We start from the raw sequence: 22716 nt of genomic DNA on the forward strand, positions 1-22716 counted from the left end.
CATGGACTACGAGTACGCGCCACTGCGGCTGCCGCCGAACGTCGACCGGTTGACGGCCGCGGCGCAGTTGGCGATCCAGGCGGAGTTCTCCGGATGGGAGTTGGCCCGGGTGCGGTTGTACCGGGACGGCACCCGGCAGGTCGTGCTGCGACGGCGACGGGTCAACCAGCCCCAGCCGGGCCTGTCGTACTGAGAGGACGGGCGGGAACGCCCGGGGCCTCAGCGGGCCCCGGGCGTGACCCGACCTAGTGCTGGTGCCCGGCGTGGTCGTGGTCGTCGTCGAGCTCCAGGAACGGGTGCTCGTCGAGCCGGCCGACCAGCCGGTCGTCGGCCGCCGGCTGGAACGGGCCGACCGCGTCGTCATCGTCGAACGACTCCAGGTCGACGGGGGTGCCCACCTCGCTGACCATGACCACCCCGTCGAGGGGCTCCAGCTCGGGGACGTCCAGCGCGCCGAGCGAGCCGTCGCCGCTCTGCAGCAGCTCCAGCACCGCCTCGCCGACGCCCTCCACCGGTGCCGGCTCGTCGTCCTCCGGGGTGCCCTCGCGGCGGGCCGCCTCGGCCACCCGCAGCAGCGCGGCGACGCTCGGCACCCGGTAGTCGCGCCGCTGCCGCACCGAGATCACCCGGGGGTGCGGGTCGCTGGCCTCGGAGCCCTCGGGGCCGCCGAAGCGCTCGTCGGCCTCGTCCGGGTCGATCGAGTCGACATCCCACGGCGTCACCTCGCCGAAGGCGTCGAGCAACCGCTCGTCGTACGCGAAGGAGGCGTTGTTCAACGCCACGTACGCCTGCCAGACGTCGTCGTCGTCGACGCGGCCCTGAGCGGCGCGTACGGCGGCCAGGTGGTGGCGGGCCGCTTCGATCACCCGCTCGAGAGCGGCGTCCAGCTCACCGTGCTGGTCGGTCATGTGGGGCAGTCCCTTCACGTTAAGGAGGTCGCGCGCCGGGCGCGGCTAGCAGGTGCGGAGGAACCGGTCGAGAACCCGCACGCCGAACTGTAGTCCGTCGACCGGAACGCGCTCGTCGATGCCGTGGAACAACGCCGAGAAGTTCAGGTCGGCGGGCAGCCGCAGTGGCGCGAAACCGAAGCAGCGGATGCCGAGCTGCGAGAACGCCTTGGCGTCGGTGCCTCCGGAGAGCATGTACGGAACGGGGCGCGCGCCCGGGTCCTCGGCGCGCAGCGCCGCTGACATGGCCTCGACCAGGTCGCCGTCGAAGGTGGTCTCCAGCGCCGGCTGCCGCTGGATGTACTCGATCGCGATGTCCGGGCCGATCAGCTCGCGCAGCTGCCGTTCCAGCAGCTCGGACTGGCCGGGCAGGCTGCGGCAGTCGATGGTGGCGGTGGCCCGGCCGGGGATGACGTTGTCCTTGTAGCCGGCGCCCAGGCGCGTCGGGTTGGCGGTGTTGCGGATGGTCGCGCCGATGATGTTGGCGATCGGGCCGAGCTTGGCGATGGCCGTCTCCGGGTCCTCCGGGTCCAGTTCAACGCCGAGCAGGTCGGAGACCTCCTCCAGGAAGGCGCGCACGGTGTCGGTGACCACCACCGGGAAGCGGTGCCGGCCGATCCGGGCGACCGCCTCGGCGAGGGCGGTGACCGCGTTGTCGTCGTGCACCATCGAGCCGTGCCCGGGGCGGCCCTTGGCGTGCAGCCGCAACCAGTCGATGCCCTTCTCGGCGGTCTCGATGAGGTAGAGCCGCTGGCTGTCGTTGACCGAGTAGGAGAAACCGCCGACCTCGCCGATCGCCTCGGTGCAGCCGTCGAAGAGGTCACTGTGGTTGTCCACCAGGAAGCGCGCGCCGTAGTCGCTGCCCGCTTCCTCGTCGGCGGTGTACGCGAGCACGATGTCGCGCGGTGGTCGCACGCCGGTGCGCTGCCAGTGCCGCACCACGGCGAGCACCATCGCGTCGAAGTCCTTCATGTCGATCGCGCCGCGGCCCCAGAGGTAGCCGTCGCGCAGCTCGCCGGAGAACGGGTGCACCGACCACTCGTCGGCGTCGGCGGGCACCACGTCCAGGTGGCCGTGCACCAGCAGCGCGCCCCGGCTCGGGTCGGCGCCCGGGATGCGGGCCACCACGTTCGCCCGTCCCGGTGCGGACTCGTGCAGGACGGACTCCACGCCCACCTCGGCGAGCTTCTCCGCCACGTACTCGGCGGCGCGGCGTTCGCCGACGCTCGTGTCGTTGTCCCCCGTGTTGGTGGTGTCGATGCGCAGCAGGTCGCGGCAGAGGTCCACGACCTCTGCGGTGGGGTCGGGTCGGGCGGAGGCCGCATCGCTCGTCATCGCCTCTTCATACCAGTCGGCGCCGGCCGACCGTCCGGCGCACCGGTGCGGACGACCCCGACCCGCCGGCGCACCGGTGCTGACGACCTCGACCCGCCGGCCTTCCCGGACCGGCGCATCGACGGGCCCGGTTTCGCCGACCCCGGGTTCGGGTACCGCCGCCCACGACCGTACGTCCCCTGCCGGAGCTTCCGCCCGCCAGTCGAGGAGGGCACCATGTCCGCCGTTCCCCTGCCGCCGCTGCCGCCCGCACCCGCGCCCGAGGAGGGCTACCGACCCGGTGGCCGCAATGTCGCCGACATCGTCGACCGGGAGCACCGTCAACTGCTGGCGCTGCTGGACCAGCTGAGCGGCCCGGACGCCACCGGGCAGGAGGGACTGGCGGTGCTCACCGCCGCGCTGTCGCGGCACCTGTCCGCCGAGGAGCAGTATCTGCTGCCGGCGGTACGCGCCGCGCTGCCGGACGCCGCCGAGCGGGTGGACGCCGAGATCAGCGCCGACGCCAGCCTGCTCGGCGCCCTGAAGGGCCTGACCGACGAGGCGTTGACCGAGGTCGCCGAGCGGGTCCGCCACCACGTCGACGGGGTGGGCGCGCTCGTCAGCGAGCTGCGCGCGGTCGCGACCGAGGAGGAGCTGATCCGGCTCGGCAATCGGCTGGAGATCGCCGAGGAGGCGGCACCGACCCGACCGCACCCGGGCACTCCGGCCACCCCTCCGTGGAACCGGATCGTCGAGCCGGCGGTCGGGGTGGTGGACAAGGTGCTCGACGCGGTGACCCGCCGGCCGACGTACCTGGCGGACCTGCCGCAGGCGCCTCGGGAGTGAGGGGCGACGGCGATCCCTAAGTGCATTCATTATCACCGATCCACTCGGGCTATTCCGCCGACTGACGCGTAGTCCTACCGTCACGGTATGAACCTGGAGCTGCGTCACCTGCGGGTGGTCTGCGCGATCGCGGAGACGGGGAGTGTGACGAAGGCGGCGTCGGCGCTCGGCCTGGCCCAGCCGGCGCTGACCGCCCAGCTCCAGCGCATCGAGCGGACACTGGGCGGCCCGCTGTTCGACCGGGACCGGCGGGGTGCCCGGCCCACCGCGCTCGGTGAGCTGGTGCTGGCCCGGGCCCGGGTGCTGCTGCCCGCCATGAAGGGTTTGCAGGACGAGGCCGCCCGCCTGGCCGGGGCTGGCGACGCCCCGCCGTGTTACCGCTTCGGTGGGGTGAACAGCCCGATCCTGGGCCGGATGGTGCACCGGTTGGCCGCCGCGCAGCCGCCCGCCCAGATCACCACGTTCGCCTCCTGGTCGGTGGACGAGTTGGCGCAGTTGGTGGCCGGCGGCCGACTGGACTTCGCGCTCACCGGGGTGTGCGGCGACGCCAGCCCGTCGGGCGGGTTCGGGTTGAGCTGGCAGGAGGTGGCCATCGACCCGGTGTTGGTGCTGCTGCCCGAGACGCATCCCCTCGCGGCACACGACGAGGTGCGTCTGGCGGACCTGCGCCACGAACAGTGGGTGGCCGCCCCGGGCGACGGCTGCTTCGGCGACTGCTTCGCCGCCGCCTGCGCCCGCGCCGGCTTCACCCCCCGCAAGGTGTACGAGACCGACATCCGCGGCTGTGTCGACCTGGTGGACGCCGGGGTGGGGGTGGCGCTGTGCCAGGCGACGTTCCGTCCGGTGGCCGGGCTGGTGACCCGCCGGATCGCCGGCACACCGCTGCGCTGGCGGCTCCTGCTCGGCTGGCACCCGGACTCCCCCGCCGCCCAGGGCGCCGATCTGGTGTTGGAGACGGCCAAGGCGGCGTACGTCGACTCGCTGGCCCCGCATCCGGAATACCTGTCCTGGCTGCTGAGCAATCCCGGGTTCGGTGTGCGGCAACCCAGCGGGATCCGACCGGTCTGAGCGGGTATTCCCGGCCGGTGGCGGTGCGAACCGCCGTGGGCCGGGTATCTGGCGGACATGACCGACCTCTACCCGCCCGCCGACGACCGCGAACTGCTCCGCGAGGCGGCTGCCGCGCACACCGCCGCCACCCGTGCGGTGGAGGCGTTCCTGCGCCGCCTGCCGGAGGTGCCCGACCCGGCGGCCGTCACCGAGTACGCCAACCTGCTCACCCGGGAGGACCAGACCCGCTCCGAACGGGACGCCGCCGCCGACGCGGCGGGGCTGACCATCGCCAGCCTGGAACCGGACCAGGGTCAGTAGCCGGCGCGACGGTGCCGTCCCCCGCGCGGGGGACGGCACCGTCGTACGTGGGCTCGATCAGCGTTCGACGAGCGGGTCGTGCCCCAGGTCGAGCAGCGAGTGCCGCCAGGTGTCGTCGGCGTTGCCGCGCGACGGTTTGGCGTCCATCAGCTCGCGGATCCGTTCGACCGCCTCCCGCATCACCTCGATGTCCTCCGGGGTGAGGTCGACCTTGCGCTTGTTCAGCACCTTGAGGATCTCCCGGCCCGGCTGGGGCAGGTCGAGGGTCGGGTTCGGGCCGAACGACTCCTCCCCGGAGCCGCGGGTCAGCAACCACGTCCGCAGCTGCTCCGACGGGACGTTGACCTCGGCGTGGAAGTCTTCCCAGAGCACTTCCACCTCGGGGTCGAGCCGCGCTTCGCGTACCATCGGGTCTCCTCTCGCAGGCGGTGGTTCGTCCTGGTCGGTCTTCGGATGCAGGCCCTCCGCGGGCACCCGCGTCCGGCGGGGGTTCGCGGTGGGCGGCGCCAGGATCGGGTCGGGGTGGTCGTCCTCGTCCCGGTGTCCCGCGGGCTCGTGCGGGTCCTCGGTTTCCCCTCGTCGCGCCGGCCCGCTCATCGCGGGTGCGTCGTGGTGGCGGCGGTGTACCCCCGCTCACCCGCGGTCACGTCGAAGGTGAGCGCGCCGTCGCGGACGTCCACGGTGACCTTCTGTCCCGGTGAGATCGCCGATTCCAGCAGCATGCGGGACAGGTGGTTGTCCACCTCCCGCTGGATGACCCGACGCAGCGGACGGGCACCGAACTCCGGTTGGTAGCCGTGCTCGGCGAGCCAGTCGATGCCGGCGGTGGTGAACTCCACCTGCAGGTCCTGGGCGTGCATGCGGCGGCGGGTGTCCTCCAGCAGCAGCGCGGTGATGTCGCGCAACTGCTCGGCCTCCAGCCGGCGGAAGATGATGACCTCGTCGATGCGGTTGAGGAACTCCGGGCGGAAGTTCTCCTGTAGCCGGCGCATCAACCGTTCACGCAGTTCGTCGTTCTCCTGCTCGCTGCCCACGGCACCGCTGCCGAAGCCGACCGAGCGCTGGGCGCCGGTGATCAGCTCCGAGCCGAGGTTGCTCGTCATGATCAGTACGGTGTTCTTGAAGTTCACCGTGCGGCCCTGGCTGTCGGTCAACCGCCCGTCGTCGAGCACCTGGAGCAGGATGTTGAACACGTCCGGGTGGGCCTTCTCGATCTCGTCGAGCAGCACCACCGCGTACGGGCGGCGACGCACCGCCTCGGTGAGCTGGCCGGCCTCCTCGTAGCCGACGTACCCGGGCGGGGCGCCGACCAGCCGGCTGACCGTGTGCCGTTCCTGGAACTCGCTCATGTCCACCCGGACCATCCGGTCCGCCTCGCCGAACAGCGCCTCGGCCAGGGCACGGGCCAACTCGGTCTTGCCGACGCCGGTTGGGCCGAGGAACAGGAAACTGCCCATCGGCCGCTCCGGGTCGGCCAGTCCGGCCCGGGAGCGACGGACGGCCTCGGCGACCGCGGAGACCGCGTCGTCCTGGCCGACCACCTTCTGGTGCAGTTGCCCCTCCAGGCGCAGCAGCCGGTCCCGTTCCTCCTCGGTGAGCTGGCTGACCGGAATGCCGGTGGACCGGGAGACCACCTCGGCGATCTCCTGTGGGCCCACCTCCGGCACCTGGGATCCGGACGAGCCGTCCTCGCCGTTCGCGCGGCGGACGTTCTCCTCCAGCTCGGAGATCCGGTCGCGCAGGGCGGACGCGCGCTCGTACTGCTCGTCGGTGACGGCCTGTTCCTTGTCCCGGCGTACCTCGTCGAGCTCCTGCTCCAACTCCCGCACGTCCGCGGCGGGCGTGCGGGTCCGCAACCGCACCCGCGCGCCGGCCTGGTCGATGAGGTCGATGGCCTTGTCCGGCAGGAACCGGTCGGTGACGTACCGGTCGGACAGTTCGGCGGCGGCGACCAACGCCTCGTCGGTGAAGCGCACCTGGTGGTGGGCCTCGTACCTGTCGCGCAGCCCGCGCAGGATGGCGATGGTGTCGTCGACGCTGGGCTCGGGCACCAGCACCGGTTGGAATCGCCGGGCCAGCGCGGCGTCCTTCTCGATGCTCTTGCGGTACTCGTCGAGCGTCGTCGCGCCGATCACCCGCAGCTCGCCGCGAGCGAGGGCGGGTTTGAGCATGTTGGACGCGTCCATTCCGCCCTCACTGCCGGCGCCACCCGCCCCGACCAGGGTGTGGATCTCGTCCATGAAGATGATCAGCTCGTCCCGGTGCGCCCGGATCTCGTCGATCACCTTCTTCAGCCGTTCCTCGAAGTCGCCCCGGTAGCGGGTACCGGCGACCAGGCCGGCCAGGTCGAGTTGGACGACCCGTTTGCCGAGCAGGGTCTGCGGCACGTCGCCGTCGCAGATCCGTTCGGCCAACCCCTCGACGATGGCGGTCTTGCCGACGCCGGCCTCGCCGATCAGCACCGGGTTGTTCTTGGTACGCCGGGACAGGATCTCCACGGCCTGCTCGATCTCGTCGGCCCGCCCGATCACCGGGTCGATCTGGTCCATCCGCGCCAACTCGGTGAGGTCCTGGCCGTACTGGTCCAGGGTGGGCGTGCCGCGATCCGGCTTGGGCCCGGTCATCGGCCCGCGCTCGGCGTTGGCGGCCTGCAACGACTCGGGTTGGATCCGACCGGCGGCCAGCATCCGACCGGCCGGCGACTCCGGGTTGAGCGGCAACGCCATCAGGATGTGCTCGGGGCCGATGTAGTTGGCGCCCATCGCCCGGGACAGCTGGTGGGCGTCGAGCAGCGCCCGCTTGGCGGCCGGGGTCAACGACAGGTTGGGCGGCACCTCGCCGCGCGGTGCGCCGTCGCCCTTCCCGCCGAGGGCGTTGAGCAGGGTGTCCGGGTCGGCTCCGGCCCGGCGTACCAGGTCACGGAGCTGTTCGCGTTGCAGCGCCGCCCAGAGCAGGTGGTCGGTGTCCAGGTCGCTGCTGTGGCGTTGCGCGGCCCGCCGGGCCGCGTCGGCCAGCATCTCCCGGGCGTCGGCGGTCATCAGTCGGGTGATGTCGACCCGGTGCGGCGGTCGGCGTCCTCCCTCGCCCCGACCGAAGTATCTGGCCAGGAATTCGTCCCACGGGTCGGAGCCGGTGTCACCGGGTCCCATCATGTCTGTCCTCCGCAGTAGGGCGCGGCACGGTCGGCAGGGGCTACCCGGCGCGCGCCCCGACAAACGCCGCGGGAGGCGGAGCACCGGCATTCCGGGAGTGGCGTCGGGCTGGGGCCGGCCGTTGGTGGCAGGCTGACGGGATGGATGAGACCCCGCTGCTGATCGTGGATGGCGCCAACGTGGTGGGCTCCCGCCCGAACGGGTGGTGGCGTGACCGTGCCGGGGCGGCGGCCCGTCTGCGCGACTCGCTCGCCCCGGTGGCGACCATCGGGCTGCCGGAACGACTGCCCGCCCCGGTGGAGGTGGTGCTCGTGGTCGAGGGGGCCGCGCGGGACGTGCCGGGCACCGACGGCGTCCGGGTGGTCTCCGCACCGGGTTCCGGCGACGACAGCGTGGTCGACCTGGTCGCGGGCGCCCCGCGGCGGCGCCGGCTGGTGGTCACCGCGGACCGGGAGCTGCGCGAGCGGGTCACCGCCCTGGGCGCGGAGGTGTACGGGCCCCGCTGGCTGCGCGATAATTGAGAAGTTCTCGCACCGGGAGTCCCACAGAACGGACTCCCGGCACTTCAGGGCCCCTACCGGACAGGTGGGCAGGAACACCGACAGGGCGGATGTTCTTTCGGCGCGGCCGATAGGCTCTAATGGAGATCTCCCCGCCCCCAGGAGGTTCCGCCGTGGCGAGCGTCGCCGAGCTGAAGGCTGCCATCGATGTCGCCCTCCAACAGATCGGTGACGGGCAGACAGCCGTGCAGGCCGCCGGCGAGAAACTGGCCGAGGCGCAGCAGACCCTCGCCGGTGCGCTGGAGGGCAGCGGGCACGAGACCGTGGAGGCGGCCCAGGCGTCGCTGACGCAGGCCAGCCAGGAGCTGGAGGAGTGTCTCGCCGCGACACTTGTCGCGGTCGAGCAGGCGCAGCTCTACGTCGCGACCCTGTAGGCCGTCGTGTCCATCATCGAGGACGTGGGTGGGCAGGTCCGCGCCGCCAGCGAGGAGTTCCCGGTCGCGCTGCTCGGGCAGGCGCTGGAGAAGTTCGGCCTCGCGGCGGAGCGTCTGCGCTGGGTCCGCCAGGAGTCGGCCAACCCGATGGGGGTGCCGGAGTTGTCCGCCGCCACCGAACATGCCGAGAGCGCCGGCTACGCGCTGCGCGTCGCCCAGGAACAGCTCTCGGCGTACCTGGCGGCGATCGGGCTCGGCGCGGACGGGTCCCCGGCGCCCCGCCCTGAGCAACGCGCTCCCCGACACGACACCCCACCGGCGGCCGGGCCCACCGCGGTCGCGCCGGAGTCGACCGAGCAGGTTCGGATGCGCCGCTGGTGGTCGGTGCGGGTGGCGGAGCTGACCGGCGGGCGCGAGGGCTCCGACGACGAACCCGACGAGCGGGTGGGCGACTCCCAGGAGTTGCTGCGCCGGGTGGTGGGTGGTGTCCGCTCCGGCGACCGGGACCGGCTGCGCAAGGAGCTGCGGCGGGCCCCGGCCGACGTGGGGCTGGGCATGGCGGCGCTGGCGCCACCACTGCTGCGCGAGCTCGCCGGTGAGCTGCTGGGGCACCCGCCCCGCGCCGCCGACCTCCCTCGGCTGCGTGGCGAGTTGGACGGGCGCGTACGCGACCTGCTGCCCGGGCTGCCGCCGCCGGTGCTGGAGACGCTGCTGACCCGGGTGTGCCGGATGCCGCCGCCACGCGCCTCCGGGGAGCCGACGCACGCCGCCGACTCCGCGGTGACCGCCGGCGTGGCGACCGGGCTGCTGCTCGCCCGCCTCGGCCGGGACCTCCCCTCGGGCCCGAAAGAGCCGGCGGGCGCGGGGCAACCGGGCGCCGGAGAACGACCAGGCGGGGCGGAGCAACGAGGCGGGGCGCAGCAACCGGCGCGGGCCGCTCGACCGGCGGGTACCGGGCAGTCGGGCGGGGCTGGGCGGGCGGGAGGCGTGGGTTCGCGTGCCGGCGGTGCGGCGCAACGACCGGGCGCTGCCGGTGGGCAACGCTCCGGTGGTCTGCCGCCGCGCTCGGAGGAGCTGCCGCCGCGCCCCGATGAGCTGCCGCCGCGTCCCGACGGGCTGCCGCCGCGTCCCGGTGGCCTGGCGCCGCGCTCGGGCAGCCCGTGGCGCGACGCGCCGACCCGTCGGGGCTCCGATGGCTGATCGGCGCGGTCAGCTGGCCAGGCGCGTCCGGGACACCCTGGCCGAGGCGTTGGGTGCCACCCGTACCCGGCTGTCCGCCGCGCAGGCGGAGCTGACCGCCGGGCGGGAACGGTTGGCCCGGGTCCAGCGGGCGGCGGCCGTCGTACCGGAACGGGTGGGCGCCCAACGGGACCGCCGCATCGCCGACATCGACGCCCGCTACTCCGCCCGGATCGCCGAGCTGGCCCGGCGCGCCGCCGACGCCGCCCGCCAGGAGGCGCCCGGCTGCGCGGGGGCCGACTGGGCGGGGTGGGCACCGACGCCGACCCGGCGGGCGGAGCCGCCCGGCGCGCTGCGGGTCGGCACGGTCCGGATCGACGGCGTCGACCCGGTGCCCGCGCTGGTGCCGCTCCTCGACGCCGGCCACGTGCACCTCTCCGGAAACGACCGGGCCGGCTGCGACGCGGTGGTGTCCGCGTTGCTGCTGCGGGCCGCCGGCCGCGCCACCCCCGGCGCGGTCCGGCTGACCGGGTACGACCCGGAGCAACTCGGTGGGGGCCTGGCCGGGTTCGCACCGCTGGGCACGGCGGGGCTGCTCACCTTCGTCGGCCCCGGCGGGCTGGGTCCACTGCTGGACGACCTGGTGGAGCAGATCCGCCGGATCAACGAGACGGTCCTCGCCGGCGAGTACGCCTCGCTGCGGGAACTGGCCGCGGCGACCGGCCGACGACCCGAACCGTGGCGGGTGGCGGTGCTACTCGGCGGTGACGAGCTGAACCGGCACGAGCGCGGCCAGCTGGACCGGGTCGTACGGGCCGGCCCGGCGTGCGGGGTGCACCTGGTGGTGCACGGTGTGCCGGTGCCGGACGATCCGACGGTCACCCGGGTGGTGGCCGGTGCCTCCGGTGCGCGCATCGGCGGGTCGGCCGGGCTGCCGATCCGGCTGGACCCGCCGCCACCGGCGACGCTCGTCACCGAGACCTGCCGGGAGATCGCCGCACAGGTCAACGCGGGCCCACCACCGACCCCGTTCGCCGACCTGCTGCCCCCGCCCGAGCTGATGTGGCGGGAGGACTCCGCCGACGGGTTGACCGCCCCGATCGGTGAGGGGCCGCAGGGCCGGCCGGTGCGGCTGACATTGGGTGACTACCCGCCGCACGCGCTGATCGGCGGGCCGTCCGGCACCGGCAAGACCAACCTGATCTTCGCGTGGATCGGCGCCCTCGCGTCCCGCTACTCCCCCGCCGAGCTGGAGTTCTACCTGCTGGACTTCAAGGAGGGGGTGTCCTTCGCGCGGTTCGCGCAGGGCCGGCGCGACCCGAGCTGGCTACCGCACATGCGCCTGGTCGGCATCAACGTCAACACCGACCGGGAGTTCGGGTTGGCGCTGCTGCGGTTCCTCGCCGAGGAGCTGCGCCGGCGGGCCGACGCGGCCAAGAAGCACGAGGTGACCAAGCTGGCCGAGCTGCGGGCCGTCGACCCGAACGGGCACTGGCCACGGATCGTCGCGGTGGTCGACGAGTTCCAGATGCTGCTGGCCGGTCGGGACGTGGTCGCCCGGGAGGCGGCCGACCTGCTGGAGGACCTGGCCCGGCGCGGCCGGTCGCAGGGCATCCACCTGGTGCTCGCCTCGCAGGACGTGCGGGGCATCGAGGCGCTGTGGGGCCGCCCGGCGTTGGTCGCCCAGTTCACGCTGCGCATCGCATTGCCCAAGGCGCTGCGGATCCTCGCCGAGCGCAACGACGCGGCGCAGTCGCTGCCCCGCTGGCACGCGGTGGTCAACGCCGAGTCGGGCATGGTGGAGGGCAACGAGGTCGCCCGGATCCCGTCGGCCAGCGACTGGGAGACGTGGAGCGGGTTGCAGCACCGGCTGTGGCGGATGCGCCCGCCCGACGCGGCGCCGGCCCGACTCTTTGACGGCGACGCGATCCCCCGGCTGGCCGACGCGCCGGACTTCCGGGCGCTCACCGCACCCCCGGACGGGAGCGTGCCGCGCAGCCCGGTGGCCCTGCTCGGCGAGATCATCGACGTGCAGTCCCGTTCGGCGGCGCTGCGGCTGCCGCGCGCACCGGGGCGCAACCTCGCGGTGCTGGGCACCCGGGTAGACGAGGCGTGCGCGGTGCTCGACGCGGCGGCCCGGTCGCTGGCCCGCCAACACCCGCCGGGCACCGCCCGGTTCTCCATCGCCTGCCTCGACGCGGACGCCGACCCGATGGCCCGTGCCCTCTACGACGACCTGGCCGACGACGCCGCCTGGTACGACGAGGAGACCGTGGGCGAGCTGATGGCCGAGACGGCCGACGGGCTGACCGGGCCGGGCAGTCCGCACTACCTGCTGCTGTTCGCGGTCGACGCGGCGGCCGGCACACTGGCCGCCCGCGCGGGCCGACGCACCGGCCTGGAACACCTACGCCGGATCCTGCACGACGGGCCGGAACGGCGCACGCACGTGCTGGCCTGGTGGCGTGGGGTGGCCCGGATGCGCGCCGACCTCGGCGGGCCGGCCGCCCGCACCGACCAGATCGGGGCCTGGGTGGCGCTGGACGCGCACGGTGGCGAGCTGGGTTCGTCGCTCTACCCGGGCACCGGCGGCCCCGACTGGTATCCCCGCCCCTGGCGAGGGCTCTTCTTCGACCGGGCGGTCCACCGCACCGGCCAGGTGATCATCCCCTATGGACCGTCGCGGTGAACGAACCAGTGGCCAGTGAGACGTACGCGGCGCAGTTGCGGCGACTGGCCGAGCTGACCGCACGGGTGCAGGAGCAGCGTGCCGAGGCGCACACCTGGTACGAGCGGCAGTGCGCCGCCGCCGAACAGGCCGTCGCCGACGCCGCCGAGCAGGTCCAGGACGCCGAGGTGGAGCTCGTCGAGGCGCGCGAGCAGCAGGAACGGGTCGACGCCGAGGTGGCACACCTGTGGCAGCAGGTGCGGACCCGCCTCGGTGCCCGTCGCCTCGGCGGCCCGCCCGCTCCCGCCAACGGCGGCGAGGCCACCGACGCGGTGCTGCTGCTCACCCGCGCCCGGGACCTGCTCGACCGGGCCGGGCAGCCGGGTGAGCTGCCGGGCTCCGTCAACCCCCTGCTGGCGCTCTGCGGGGTGGCCGGCGCGGTGCTCGCGTACGCGCTGGGGGCCGGGGCACGGGCGCTGGGCGTCGGGTACGGCGGCGACCTGGCGGTCGGGATGCCGGTGTTGGCGCTGGTGGTGACCCTGCTCGGGCCGCTCGTCGGGCTGGCACCGGCCCGGGTGCTGGCCGACCGGAGACACGCGGTGCTCGGCCCCCGGCCGATCACCGTGGTCCTCGGCGCGGGCCTGCTGACCACCGCGCTGCTGCTGGCGCTCGGCCGCTGACCGCTCGGGGCGTCCACAAGGGGTTGTCGAGAAGCCGACGGCCGGTGCGGCGAAGATCAGCGCGCGATCTTCGATACGGTACGTCAAATGGTCAGCTTCCACCTCAGTTACCGCGCCGCCGGGGACAACACCGTCGCGCGCCTGCTCGACGGCGCGCTGACCGCCCGATTCGGCAGCGACGGCGTCGTTCGCGACGATCCCGGCGCGGTTCTGACCCCTGCCAAGCTTCGGCGCCTGTCAGACTCGGCGGCACTCATCGTCGTGATCGAACCTCGCTTGCCCGGCGAGTCGGCAGTCTTACCGGGCATCAGGCGACGGACGGTCGTAGCCGCCCTCACCCAGCAGGTTCCGGTCATTCCGGTGCTGGTGAACAACGCCGAACTGCAACGTGGGACGCGCCTGCCCGAGGCGCTCAGACCGCTTGGCCAGCAGCACTACCGGCGGGTCCACAGGACCAGCGCTCCGGCGGACATCGCCTACCTGGTCGACGACCTGGCGACGAGTTTCGCCCCGGAGGCCGCACCGGCCGGGCCAGCGATCCCCCTGATCCTCAGCGTGGAGCCGGTGCGATTGTTCATGCCGCCCCCCAGCCACGGGCCGTCGGCGGCGATCGTCTACTCGACCCGTCAGGGTGATCTGGAGGTCGCCGACGGTGGCCGGCCGATGGCGTGGCGGCACCCGGGGTTGGTAGCCCGGTACGCGATGCGCTACGAGGTGGACACCCGCGCCCACTCGGTCGTCGTCGACCTCCGGCTGCCCTCCGAGGGCGGCGCGTACCACTTCGAGGCGTCGATCGCCGTCGGTTTCCGGGTGACCGACCCGGCGCGGATCGTCCGACGCGCGATCACGGACGCCGCGGTACTGGTCCGCGAGTTCCTGCTGGACACCTGCCGGCCGATCACGTCGCGGTACGGCGTCGACGACGTGATCCGAGCCGAGGCCGCCATCCGCCGACGGCTCGGTCACGACCCGTCCGCTCTCGACGGCATCACCCTCGACCTGAGAAGCGTGCGGCTGTCCCTCGACGAACGAGTCGGTCGCTATGTGCGGGAGCGCGAGGTGAAGCGGGCGCAGGACGACAGGCGCGAGCAAGCGGAGTTGCGGCCGGAGCGGGCCCGGAGGGCCCATTTCCGGGAGGAGGCAGACACTGTCACGTCCGCCGATCCGCAGTTCTACCTCGATGTGCTCGCAAGGGGCAACCCTGTCCCCCCCATGCTCATCGACGAGGCCTACGTCAGCGAGGACCGTGCGATACCAACGTTCACCGGACCGCCGACCTCGTCATTTCCGGGCGTCACCCCGGCGCCGGAGCGGCTGTTGGTGGCGCGCGCGCCCACCCAGGTCCCGGCGGGGCAGGATCTGAGCGTGGAGGTTCGGCTCGTCACCGAGGGACGATCCGTCCATCCGGACGCCGTGACGGCACCGATGCGGCACTTCTTCGTCGCCGACGCCGGCACACCGGTCACCGTGACCGTCCACGCGCCCGCCGGCCTGCACTCCGAGGGCCCGCTCCAGCAGACCGTGCTGGTCACACCCGACGACGATCCGGATCCGATCCGGTTCGGTTTCGGGGCGCGTACCCCGGGTCTGCATCGCATCGACGTGACGGCCTGGGCCGGCGGCACGTTCCTCACCGAGGTCTCCGTCGAGGTCTCCGTCGCCGACGGTGGGCCGTTCCGCGACGGCCAGCCGAAGACGGCGCCGATGGGTGCCCCGCGGGCACGGCCCGGCGAGGTCACCATGGAGGTCCGGTTCGACGGCAGCCAATACACCTTCCAGTTGCGGTCCGACGCGGCGCTGTTCGCCCCGGTCGTCGAGTCGGTCACGAACACGCCGAACGCGGCGGTGGAGCACGCCATCCGGGAGTTGCAGCAGTTGGCCGGGGGTGGTTCCCGCTACAGCGCGACGATGGCCCGCGAGGTCATCAGGTCGGCGGGGATCCAGCTGTGGTCGGAGCTGGTGCCGGCCGACGTGCGGGACCAGTTCTGGCAGGTCGGCGGCGACATGAGCGCCTTCACGATCGCCACCGACCACGACGTGGTCCCGTGGGAGCTGCTCTATCCGCTCAGCGCCCAGCGTGATGCCGGTTTCCTCGTCGAGCAGGTCCCCGTGGTCCGCCGCACCTACGGGCAGCACCGGAACGCGACGGTCGGCCTGCGCAACCCGCGGTTCGTGGTGCCGACGAAGGCCCCAACCGGCGCGCACGAGGAGATCGCCGCCATCCGCGCGATCCTCGGCGCGGCCGACAGCGAGCCCATCACCAGGGCCGACGACCTCCTCGCCCTGATCAATTCGGGGGCGTTGGGGGCGACCCACTTCGCCTGCCACAACACCTTCTCGGCGGACGGCTCGTTCATCGACATGGACGGCGGCCGGTTCAAACCGACCCTGCTCGCCGAGGCCAGCATCCGGAAACTGCTGGCGGAGACCGGCCCTCTCGTGTTCATCAACGCGTGCCGGAGCGCGGGCGTGGCCCCGACGTACACCACGATGCTCGGCTGGGCGCAGCAGTTCATGTCGTCCGGGGCGGGGGCTTTCGTCGGCACGCTCTGGGCGGTGCGCTCGGACAGCTCGGCGCGCTTCGCGACCGCGTTCTACCGCTCCCTCGCCGACGGCGCCACGCTCGGCGCGGCGGCCCTCGCCGCACGCGTCGAGCAGCAGGACGACCCGCTCGACCCGACCTGGCTGGCCTACACGGTGTACGGCGACCCGTTCGCCACCGCCGCCGTCTGACCTGTCGACAACTAACTCGTACGGAAAGGGTGGCGCGGCATGGAGGTGACCGACTACAGCGTGCCGGTCGAGGAACTGGTGTCGGCGGTGAAGTACGCGGTGGAGCAGGCCGGCATCTCCACGACCGACGAGGGCCGGGACCTGCGGGTCGCCTCCGTTCAGCTCATCCTGAGCGCGGTCGTCACCACGAAGGGCGGCGGTGGCGTGGACTTCCGGGTCCCGGTGATCGGCTGGAAGGTCAAGGTGGCCGGCAGCCGATCCCACCAGAAGACCCACACGATCGACATCACGCTCGTCGCCGAGGATCTCCAGGACCGGCACGAGCTGCGGCACAGCGCCGTCGCGGCGACCCTCGTGGACGCGATCACCACGATCCGCGCGGTGGTCGCCGCCGGCAGCGGCGGTGACGACCCGCTGGTGCTGAAGGCCGGCACTGTGGAACTCGTCTTCGGCGTCACCGACCAGGGCACGATCTCGGTCGGCGCGGAGGGCGAGCTGACCGACGAGATCACGCACACGCTCCGGATCGAGCTGGTCGCGGCCACCGCCGGGTAGCTCAGGCCGGGACCAGGACGGCCTCACGAAGCAGTCGCCGGGTCAGGGTGACCCGGTCGGCGTCGTCGGGCAACCCGGGCAGGTCACCGACCCGGGTGACCGCGCCGCTGAGCAGGACACGAGCGGCCGCCTCGCAGTCGACGGGCAGGGTGATGGTGCGGTCGAACAACCGCAACGCCACCGTGTCCGGCCCGTGCGGCACCAACTGCCAGCGCAGGCCCGGCCGCAGGGTGACCCGTGTGTCGGCGTCCAGTGCGGCCAACGCGTCGGCCTGAGCGAGTGGTCGGATGGGCGCCGGGCGGGCAGCCGGCCAGGCTCGTTGGCGCAGCCGCGCGGCGACCGCGCCCGGGTCGGCGCGCAGCAGCCAGTCGCGCAGCGCCTCCACCGTCTCGGTCAGCTCCGGCTCGATGGCGTCCGGGTCGGCGACGTCGGTGCCGAACGGCAGGGTGGCCCGCAGCCGCTGGTCCTCGGCTGCCAGCGCCAGCAACTCCTCGACCAGGGCGTAGCGGGTGAGCGCCCGGATGCCCACGGTCAGGTGCAGCGAGCTGGCGTCCTGCGCCTGCGCGCTGTGCAGCCAGCCCCGGGGGAGGTAGAGGGCGTCGCCGGGGGCGAGCACCACGTCCAGCGCGGCGGGGCCCTGCGCGGTCGCGCCGACCTCGTCGGCACGGCCACCCCACTGCTGCTTCTCCAGCGGGTCGGGCAGCACCGGCGGGTGGATCCGCCAGTGTTTGCGGCCGTCGACCTGCAGGACGAACACGTCGTGCGTGTCGTAGTGGGTGGCGAAGCCCTGGCTGCCGGCCGGGGTGAGGTAGGCGTTGATCTGTAGCGGCTGGTTGAGCGCGAGGCCCAGGTCACGGGCGAAGTCGACGAGGGGTGGCCAGATCCGGTGCAGACCCTGCAACACCAGTGTGGCGCCGGAGGCGTACTGCTCCAGGACTCGCTCGTCGAGCACCTGGTCGCCGATCTCGGCGCCGGCACCACCGCCGCCGGTCCAGCGCGCCGCGGGCACCAACTGGCCGTCCTTGGCGATCCGCAGGAACGGGGTACGCAGACCACGCCGGCTCAGCAACTCGTCGGCGTCGGCGGGGCTGAGCAGGTCGGTGAAGCCGGCCGGGTCGGGCAGCTCGGCGGCGCGGGACAGTAGCGGGGTGTGGCCCCAGTGCGCGGCGGCGAACTTGGCCGGTTCGACCGAGACGCAGCGGGCCAGCGCGGCGGTGGCGGTTGCGGACGAAACCGCCGGGCGGCCGTGGCCGCCCGGCGGGTCGAGGTGCGTCATGGTGTGCCGCTACCGGGCGCTGCCGTCGGCGCCACCGTCCTGCTGACCCGGCGTCGCACCGCCGTCGGCGGGACCTTCCGCGCCACCGTCAGCGCCACCGTCGTGCTGACCGGGGGTCGCACCGCCGTCGGCCGGGCCCTCCGCGCCACCGTCAGCGCCACCGTCGTGCTGACCGGGGGTCGCGCCACCGTCGGCCGGGCCCTCCGCGCCACCGTCAGCGCCACCGTCCTGGTGACCGGGGGTCGCGCCACCGTCGGCCGGGCCTTCCAGGCCGCCGCCGCCCGTGGTCTGCATGTCGTCGTCGTTGAGTGCCATCGGTACTCCCTCGGGTGTGCCGCCCCGCCGTACGCCGGGGTCCGTCGTGCTGCGGGTGGTACCCCACGCGCGATCTTCTCTAACCCTCACCGTAGACGTCGAAGCGGGGCGACACGGGCGGTTCGCGGGCGGCGGCGCAGAGTGTCAGGATGAGACGGTGATCCTGGTGGGTACGTCCGGCTGGCAGTATCGGGACTGGCGGGGCCGCTTCTATCCGCGGCAGCTGCCACAGCGGCTGTGGCTGGAGCACTTCGCCGACGGGTTCGCCACCGTGGAGGTCAACAACGCCTTCTACCGGCTGCCCGAGCGGGACACCTTCGCCGCCTGGCGGGCACGCACCCCGGCGGATTTCTGCGTCGCGGTGAAGATGAGCCGCTATCTCACCCACATCAAGCGGTTACGGGACCCGGCCGAGCCGGTGGCGCGGTTCCTTGGGCGTGCCACCGCGCTCGGTGACCGGCTCGGCCCGGTGTTGGTGCAGCTGCCACCGAACCTGCGGGTGGACGTCGAGGCGCTCGACGCCACACTGCGGCTGTTTCCCGCCGAGGTGCGGGTCGCGGTGGAGCCTCGGCACCCGTCCTGGTGGACCGACGCCACCCGGGCGGTGCTGGAACGGCGTCGGGCGGCCCTGGTCTGGGCGGACCGGCTCGGACGGCCGGTGGCCCCGCGCTGGCGCACCACCGACTTCGGCTACCTGCGGCTGCACGAGGGCCGGGCCCGCCCCTGGCCCCGGTACGGCCGTGCCGCGCTGCGGTCCTGGGCGCACCGGCTGGCCGACGCGTTCGGCGCCGACGAGCCGGCGTACGTGTACTTCAACAACGACCCGGGCGGCGCCGCCATCGTGGACGCCGTGGCGTTCGCCGCGCTCGCCCGTCGGACGGGGCATCCGGTGTCCCGGGTGCCGACCGCCGCCGAGGCGGACACCTCCGGCGACTGAGCCCACCCAACGACGGCGACTGAGCCCGCCCAACGACAGTCGGGCGGGCTCGGACGCGTCAGGCTGTCAGGGCATCATCGTGGCCAGGTCGGCGGGCATGGTGTCCTTCACGTCCTGCCACTCGCCCTGGGTGACGTGTCGGCGCAGGGTGTCGAGCACCACCTGCGTCACCCGCTCCGGGCCGCCCTCCGCGTCGTACGGGAAGCCCTGGCGGACCTCGTAGAGGAAGTCGTCCCGGTTGAGTTTGATCGGCACGTCCGACGGGACCCACCCGTCGAAGTAGATGCCCCGCACCAGCACCGGCAACTGCTGGGCGAACTCCACGCTCTCGTCCACCGGCAGCCGGTCGCGCAGCAGGTGCAGCACCGTGCGCAGCGCCGCGTACGACTGGTTGCGCCGATCCTTGGGCCAGCCGTAGGCGTTCTCGATGTCCTTCAGAATGAGGTTCGTCTTGTCCAACGACGATTCGAACGCTGAGATCATCGCGTCAGCCATCGGTCGACCCCCGTTCCGTGCTGTCCCACCGTCGGTCGTCGCTGCGACGTGGCGGCCCCACCGGGCCACGGCGGGCCCGCACCGGGCTGCCCTGCGGGGCGCGCCGGGCGTTGTCGGGTGTGCCGACCACGTGCAGGACGGCTCCACGCCGTCGATCCGTCACCACTCGAACCGTCATCCCCCGTCACCTCCGTGTCGTCTCCGGCGGCGGCCACCCTCCCAGGCGGCCGCACCCACCGTGTCCACCCTGCCGGCGGACGGGGTGAGCCGGCCCCACCCCGATCGGGTGAGCCGACGGTCAGTCCGCGCCGAGCAGCCCGGCCAGGGTCGTCGCGTTGGTCTGCGCGTAGTCCCGGTAGCAGTTGTTCATCAGCACGTGGGTCTGGCCGGCCTGGTCGGCCAGCTCGCGCAGCTTCGGCGCCCAGTCGGCCAGCTCCCGCTTGGAGTAGTGGTAGCCGAACTTCTCGTGGATGTCCTTGCTTGTCCACTTGTCGCTGTGGCCGTGGAACCGCACGACCGCGAGGTCCGCGGTGGCGGCCAGCACCGGGGGCAGCGACGAGCGGTGGCCCTGCGGCATGTCCACGCAGACGTACGGCAGGTTGTGCTCGCGCAGGAAGGTCAGCGTCTCGTCGGCGTTGTCGCCGTCGAACCAGGAGGCGTGCCGGAACTCGTAGACAGCGCGTAGCGGCGCGCAGCGCTTCGCCACCTCCAGCAGGTACTGCTTGTTGGCCCGCTTGATGGTGAACCAGGGCGGGAACTGGAACAGCAGCGCGCCCAACTTTCCCGCCTCGACGAGTGGGTCCAGGGCGGACAGGAACCGCGTCCAGACCTCCTCGTAGGCCTGCGCGGGCAGGTCGTCGGGGTAGACGTTCTTCTTGTCGGTCTCCGGTCGCAGGTCCTTGTAGAGGGCGCTGACCCGGGTCGGATGCCCGGTCAACAGGCTGAACGCCTTGATGTTGAAGGTGAAACCCTCGGGGGTGCGCTCGGCCCACAGCCTCGCGGTCGCCTCGGCGGGCGGGGAGTAGTAGGTCGCGTCCACCTCGACGAGCGGGAACGTGCGGGCGTAGTAGGCCAGTCGCTTCTCCGGGGTGTCCGCGGTCTGCGGATACCACCCCGAGTCCAGCAAGGTGCGGTCGGTCCAGGACGCGGTGCCCACCAGGATGTCACCCATGGGTGAAGTCCATCGCGTTGTGGACCGACCGGCAACCGCTGGTGTCGCTCAGGCCGCTCGCCGTTCGCGGGTCTGCTTGCAGGACACGCAGGTGGTGGCGGCCGGGAAGATCTCCAGCCGCTCCACCGGGATCGCCGCCGAGCACCCCTCGCACCAGCCGTAGGTGCCCTCGGCGAGCCGGCCGAGGGCGTGCTCGTACTGGGCGCGGCGGTCGAGGATGGTACGCAACAGCGACTGCGCGGTGTCCCGCTCGGCCGTCTTGGTGCCGCTGTCGGCCTGGTCGTCGCCGGCGGTGTCGCCGACCTCCACCAGCCGCAGCACCTGGCTCTGGAGCACGGCCTGGTCGTACTCGGCGGTCAGCTCGTCGTAGCGCGCCTGCAGGGAGAGCCGAATCTGGTCGATCTCCGCCTGGGGACGGGTGGTACCGACCGTGTCGTGGACGAGCATCGCTGCCTGCCTTTCCTGGGCCTGTGGCTCACGGGAACCGGGTGCCGGCGGCGTCGTGCCCCGGTCACGGTCGCGTTCGGTACGCGGGCGGTCACCCGCGCCCTGTGAGCCGGGCGAGTACCCGCCGGACGAGCCGAACAAACCGACGGTTTCCCGACTGTTGTCAGGCGTCGCCGTCGGCCTCCACGAGCGCCGGATGGCGGGGGTCGTCGGCCCGGACCACCACGTCGGCGAAGCTCGCCGGAACGACCTCCTCGGCGTACCTGTCGAAGGCGGGCAGCGCCCACTCCTGGGCCGGGTCGGTACGGCGGCGCAGTGCCGCCGGGGACAACTGCAGGTGGACGGTGACGTCGAAGGGCAGGCCACCGCCGAGCAGCAGTGGGCCGCTGACCAGGACGACACCCCCGGGTGGCAGCTGTACGTACCGGGCGCGGCTGGCCCGGTCGGCGTCGGCGTCCCAGAGGGACGGGAGTAGCCGCCCGGTGCCGCCCGGACCGGCCGGGTCGAGCACCTCCCGACGCAGCCCGGCCTCGTCGACCCAGTTCTCGTAGAAGGAGTCGGGGTTGGTGCGGCCCAACTCGAAACGCAGGGACGCGGGGCGGAGGAAGTCGGTGGCGCGGACGTGCAGCACCGGACGACCCCGGGCGCGTAGGGGGTCGACGAGCGCGGCGGCCAGGTCGTCGGCGCCGGCGGCGGGAGCGCCGTCCACCGCCACCCGCAGCCGGGCCGCCCGGGCGGCACCGGTCGCGGCGCGACTCGCGGCGTCCGTCGCGGCGCGACTCGCGGCGTCGGCAAGCCGGCTGGCCAGCTCGTCGACGAGCAGGTCGGGCGAGATGGGGCGGATGCGCACCGGACCATCCTGCCCCGTGCCGGGCGGGTCGGTGACGCCGGTCAGCCCGTGCGGTCGATGGTGACCCGGGCGTCGTCGGCCAGCCGGTAGCCCACGCCGTAGACGGTGGTGACCAGCGGTACGTCCACACCGACCTTGCCGCGCAACCGACGCACGTGCACGTCGACGGTGCGGACGCCGGCGTGCTCGTAGCCCCAGACCGCGTTGAGCAGTTGCAGCCGGGTGAACACCCGGCGCGGGTGGGCGACCAGGTGCAGCAGCAGGTCGAACTCCAGCCGGGTCAGCGGCAGCGGCTCGTCGTCGCGCAGCACCGAGCGGGACGAGGCGAGGATGTGCAGGGCCGGAATGGTCGGGCTGAGCGCCAGGGCCGGCGACCGGTTGGTGGGCGCCTGGTCGGGCCGGCGTTCGGCCGGGACGGCCCCGATGATCACACCTTCGCCCCGCTCCAGCATTTCGCGGGCGGCTTCGAGCAGCCGGCGTGCCGCCGGAGTCAGCGACTCCTCAGAGGCCAGCGGGATGGACAGCGTCACGGTGAGCACGGGCGCGGCGGTGTTCGCCGGGCGACGTTGGCCGCCGGGAGGTCGACCGGGCACCGAGGGTTGGGACGTATGCCATCCGGCGCGCGACGAGGCAGGGCTGACCGACATGGTCCTCCTTGGGCTGATCCGGGTATCTCCCCACGGCCCGGGACGCCGCTTCATCGATGGTTCCCGGCGCTCGGGCGAGGGTCAAGGGGCGGCCGCGTTGCATGACTGTGACAATTGACTTACACATCGGAGCCAGGTGCTCGCTCTGCGTGTGAGGTCAGATGATTACAGCAGAGCCCACACGATGGGCCGATACGGG

General features: G+C 73.1%; 24 protein-coding genes. 12 read left to right on the forward strand and 12 right to left on the reverse strand.

Translation table 11 applies throughout. The features are described from left to right. Position 1 precedes the first annotated feature (1 nt). Entirely contained in the window at positions 2-193 is a 192-nt protein-coding gene (locus AB0B14_RS25720) for a DUF5703 family protein (protein WP_013734349.1), read from the forward strand. Positions 194-245: 52 nt separating this feature from the next. Here the strand turns inward: AB0B14_RS25720 and AB0B14_RS25725 are convergent, their stop codons facing one another. Together AB0B14_RS25725 and AB0B14_RS25730 are read right to left on the reverse strand one after the other, a co-directional pair. Further along, positions 246-908, reverse strand: a complete 663-nt coding sequence (locus AB0B14_RS25725; RefSeq protein WP_357074134.1) for a hypothetical protein — start codon at positions 906-908, stop codon at positions 246-248. A gap of 45 nt (positions 909-953) precedes the next feature. Further along, positions 954-2282 carry a M20/M25/M40 family metallo-hydrolase gene (locus AB0B14_RS25730; protein WP_357074137.1) on the reverse strand — a complete coding sequence of 443 codons (1329 nt, stop codon included), beginning with the start codon at positions 2280-2282 and terminating at the stop codon, positions 954-956. A 216-nt stretch (positions 2283-2498) separates the two neighbouring features. Between AB0B14_RS25730 and AB0B14_RS25735 the strand changes: the two genes are divergently transcribed. From AB0B14_RS25735 to AB0B14_RS25745, 3 genes are all read left to right on the forward strand, one after another. Continuing rightward, a complete protein-coding gene (locus AB0B14_RS25735) occupies positions 2499-3107 on the forward strand; it encodes a hemerythrin domain-containing protein (protein WP_357074140.1) in 609 nt (202 codons plus the stop codon). Between the two features lie 87 nt (positions 3108-3194). Continuing rightward, positions 3195-4175 (forward strand): LysR family transcriptional regulator, encoded by a 981-nt coding sequence (locus AB0B14_RS25740; protein ID WP_357074143.1) that lies wholly within the window; start codon positions 3195-3197, stop codon positions 4173-4175. Positions 4176-4232: 57 nt separating this feature from the next. Continuing rightward, entirely contained in the window at positions 4233-4478 is a 246-nt protein-coding gene (locus AB0B14_RS25745; protein ID WP_357074146.1) for a hypothetical protein, read from the forward strand. A 57-nt stretch (positions 4479-4535) separates the two neighbouring features. On the opposite strand, the gene AB0B14_RS25750 is transcribed toward AB0B14_RS25745, so the two are convergent. Beyond that, on the reverse strand, positions 4536-4886 hold the full coding sequence (locus AB0B14_RS25750) for a DUF3140 domain-containing protein (RefSeq protein WP_357074149.1): 351 nt from the start codon (positions 4884-4886) through the stop codon (positions 4536-4538). A gap of 185 nt (positions 4887-5071) precedes the next feature. Beyond that, positions 5072-7630, reverse strand: coding sequence for an ATP-dependent Clp protease ATP-binding subunit (locus tag AB0B14_RS25755; protein ID WP_357074153.1), 2559 nt, complete (start codon positions 7628-7630; stop codon positions 5072-5074). A gap of 140 nt (positions 7631-7770) precedes the next feature. On the opposite strand from AB0B14_RS25755, the gene AB0B14_RS25760 reads away from it, so the two are divergent. The 7 genes from AB0B14_RS25760 (at position 7771) to AB0B14_RS25790 (ending at position 16379) form a co-directional block, all read left to right on the forward strand. Next, positions 7771-8151: a hypothetical protein gene (locus tag AB0B14_RS25760; protein ID WP_357074157.1), complete on the forward strand. Its 381-nt coding sequence runs from the start codon at positions 7771-7773 to the stop codon at positions 8149-8151. Between the two features lie 152 nt (positions 8152-8303). After that, on the forward strand, positions 8304-8564 hold the full coding sequence (locus tag AB0B14_RS25765) for a hypothetical protein (protein ID WP_030504016.1): 261 nt from the start codon (positions 8304-8306) through the stop codon (positions 8562-8564). Positions 8565-8570: 6 nt separating this feature from the next. Further along, positions 8571-9764: a hypothetical protein gene (locus tag AB0B14_RS25770; protein ID WP_357074160.1), complete on the forward strand. Its 1194-nt coding sequence runs from the start codon at positions 8571-8573 to the stop codon at positions 9762-9764. After that, positions 9757-12432 (forward strand): FtsK/SpoIIIE domain-containing protein, encoded by a 2676-nt coding sequence (locus AB0B14_RS25775; RefSeq protein ID WP_357074163.1) that lies wholly within the window; start codon positions 9757-9759, stop codon positions 12430-12432. The genes AB0B14_RS25770 and AB0B14_RS25775 overlap by 8 nt, the downstream gene beginning before the upstream one ends. Next, on the forward strand, positions 12429-13091 hold the full coding sequence (locus AB0B14_RS25780) for a hypothetical protein (protein WP_357074166.1): 663 nt from the start codon (positions 12429-12431) through the stop codon (positions 13089-13091). Before AB0B14_RS25775 ends, AB0B14_RS25780 begins: the two co-directional genes overlap by 4 nt. Positions 13092-13178: 87 nt before the next feature. Next, positions 13179-15824: a CHAT domain-containing protein gene (locus tag AB0B14_RS25785; protein ID WP_357524649.1), complete on the forward strand. Its 2646-nt coding sequence runs from the start codon at positions 13179-13181 to the stop codon at positions 15822-15824. A gap of 39 nt (positions 15825-15863) precedes the next feature. Next, positions 15864-16379: a trypco2 family protein gene (locus AB0B14_RS25790; protein ID WP_357524651.1), complete on the forward strand. Its 516-nt coding sequence runs from the start codon at positions 15864-15866 to the stop codon at positions 16377-16379. 1 nt (position 16380) lies between these two features. Here the strand turns inward: AB0B14_RS25790 and AB0B14_RS25795 are convergent, their stop codons facing one another. Both AB0B14_RS25795 and AB0B14_RS25800 read right to left on the reverse strand, forming a co-directional pair. Further along, entirely contained in the window at positions 16381-17655 is a 1275-nt protein-coding gene (locus AB0B14_RS25795) for a cupin domain-containing protein (RefSeq protein ID WP_357524653.1), read from the reverse strand. A gap of 9 nt (positions 17656-17664) precedes the next feature. Beyond that, positions 17665-17970 (reverse strand): hypothetical protein, encoded by a 306-nt coding sequence (locus tag AB0B14_RS25800; RefSeq protein WP_357524655.1) that lies wholly within the window; start codon positions 17968-17970, stop codon positions 17665-17667. Positions 17971-18127: 157 nt separating this feature from the next. Here AB0B14_RS25800 and AB0B14_RS25805 point away from each other — a divergent pair, with 157 nt between their 5' ends. Next, entirely contained in the window at positions 18128-18907 is a 780-nt protein-coding gene (locus AB0B14_RS25805) for a DUF72 domain-containing protein (RefSeq protein WP_357524657.1), read from the forward strand. A 66-nt stretch (positions 18908-18973) separates the two neighbouring features. Here AB0B14_RS25805 and AB0B14_RS25810 read toward each other — a convergent pair whose 3' ends face one another. The 6 genes from AB0B14_RS25810 to AB0B14_RS25835 form a co-directional block, all read right to left on the reverse strand. Then, positions 18974-19402 carry a DUF2267 domain-containing protein gene (locus tag AB0B14_RS25810; protein WP_355029128.1) on the reverse strand — a complete coding sequence of 143 codons (429 nt, stop codon included), beginning with the start codon at positions 19400-19402 and terminating at the stop codon, positions 18974-18976. Continuing rightward, positions 19395-19580, reverse strand: a complete 186-nt coding sequence (locus tag AB0B14_RS25815; protein WP_357074184.1) for a hypothetical protein — start codon at positions 19578-19580, stop codon at positions 19395-19397. Before AB0B14_RS25815 ends, AB0B14_RS25810 begins: the two co-directional genes overlap by 8 nt. A 120-nt stretch (positions 19581-19700) precedes the next feature. After that, positions 19701-20573 (reverse strand): DUF72 domain-containing protein, encoded by an 873-nt coding sequence (locus AB0B14_RS25820; RefSeq protein WP_357524659.1) that lies wholly within the window; start codon positions 20571-20573, stop codon positions 19701-19703. Between the two features lie 48 nt (positions 20574-20621). Next, a complete protein-coding gene (locus AB0B14_RS25825) occupies positions 20622-21020 on the reverse strand; it encodes a TraR/DksA C4-type zinc finger protein (RefSeq protein WP_357074189.1) in 399 nt (132 codons plus the stop codon). Positions 21021-21183: 163 nt separating this feature from the next. Continuing rightward, on the reverse strand, positions 21184-21870 hold the full coding sequence (locus AB0B14_RS25830; protein ID WP_357524661.1) for a uridine kinase: 687 nt from the start codon (positions 21868-21870) through the stop codon (positions 21184-21186). A 41-nt stretch (positions 21871-21911) separates the two neighbouring features. Next, on the reverse strand, positions 21912-22517 hold the full coding sequence (locus AB0B14_RS25835) for a winged helix-turn-helix domain-containing protein (RefSeq protein ID WP_357524663.1): 606 nt from the start codon (positions 22515-22517) through the stop codon (positions 21912-21914). Positions 22518-22716: the final 199 nt, after the last annotated feature.

Source organism: Micromonospora sp. NPDC049171 (assembly GCF_040648275.1).
GTDB lineage: Bacteria > Actinomycetota > Actinomycetes > Mycobacteriales > Micromonosporaceae > Micromonospora.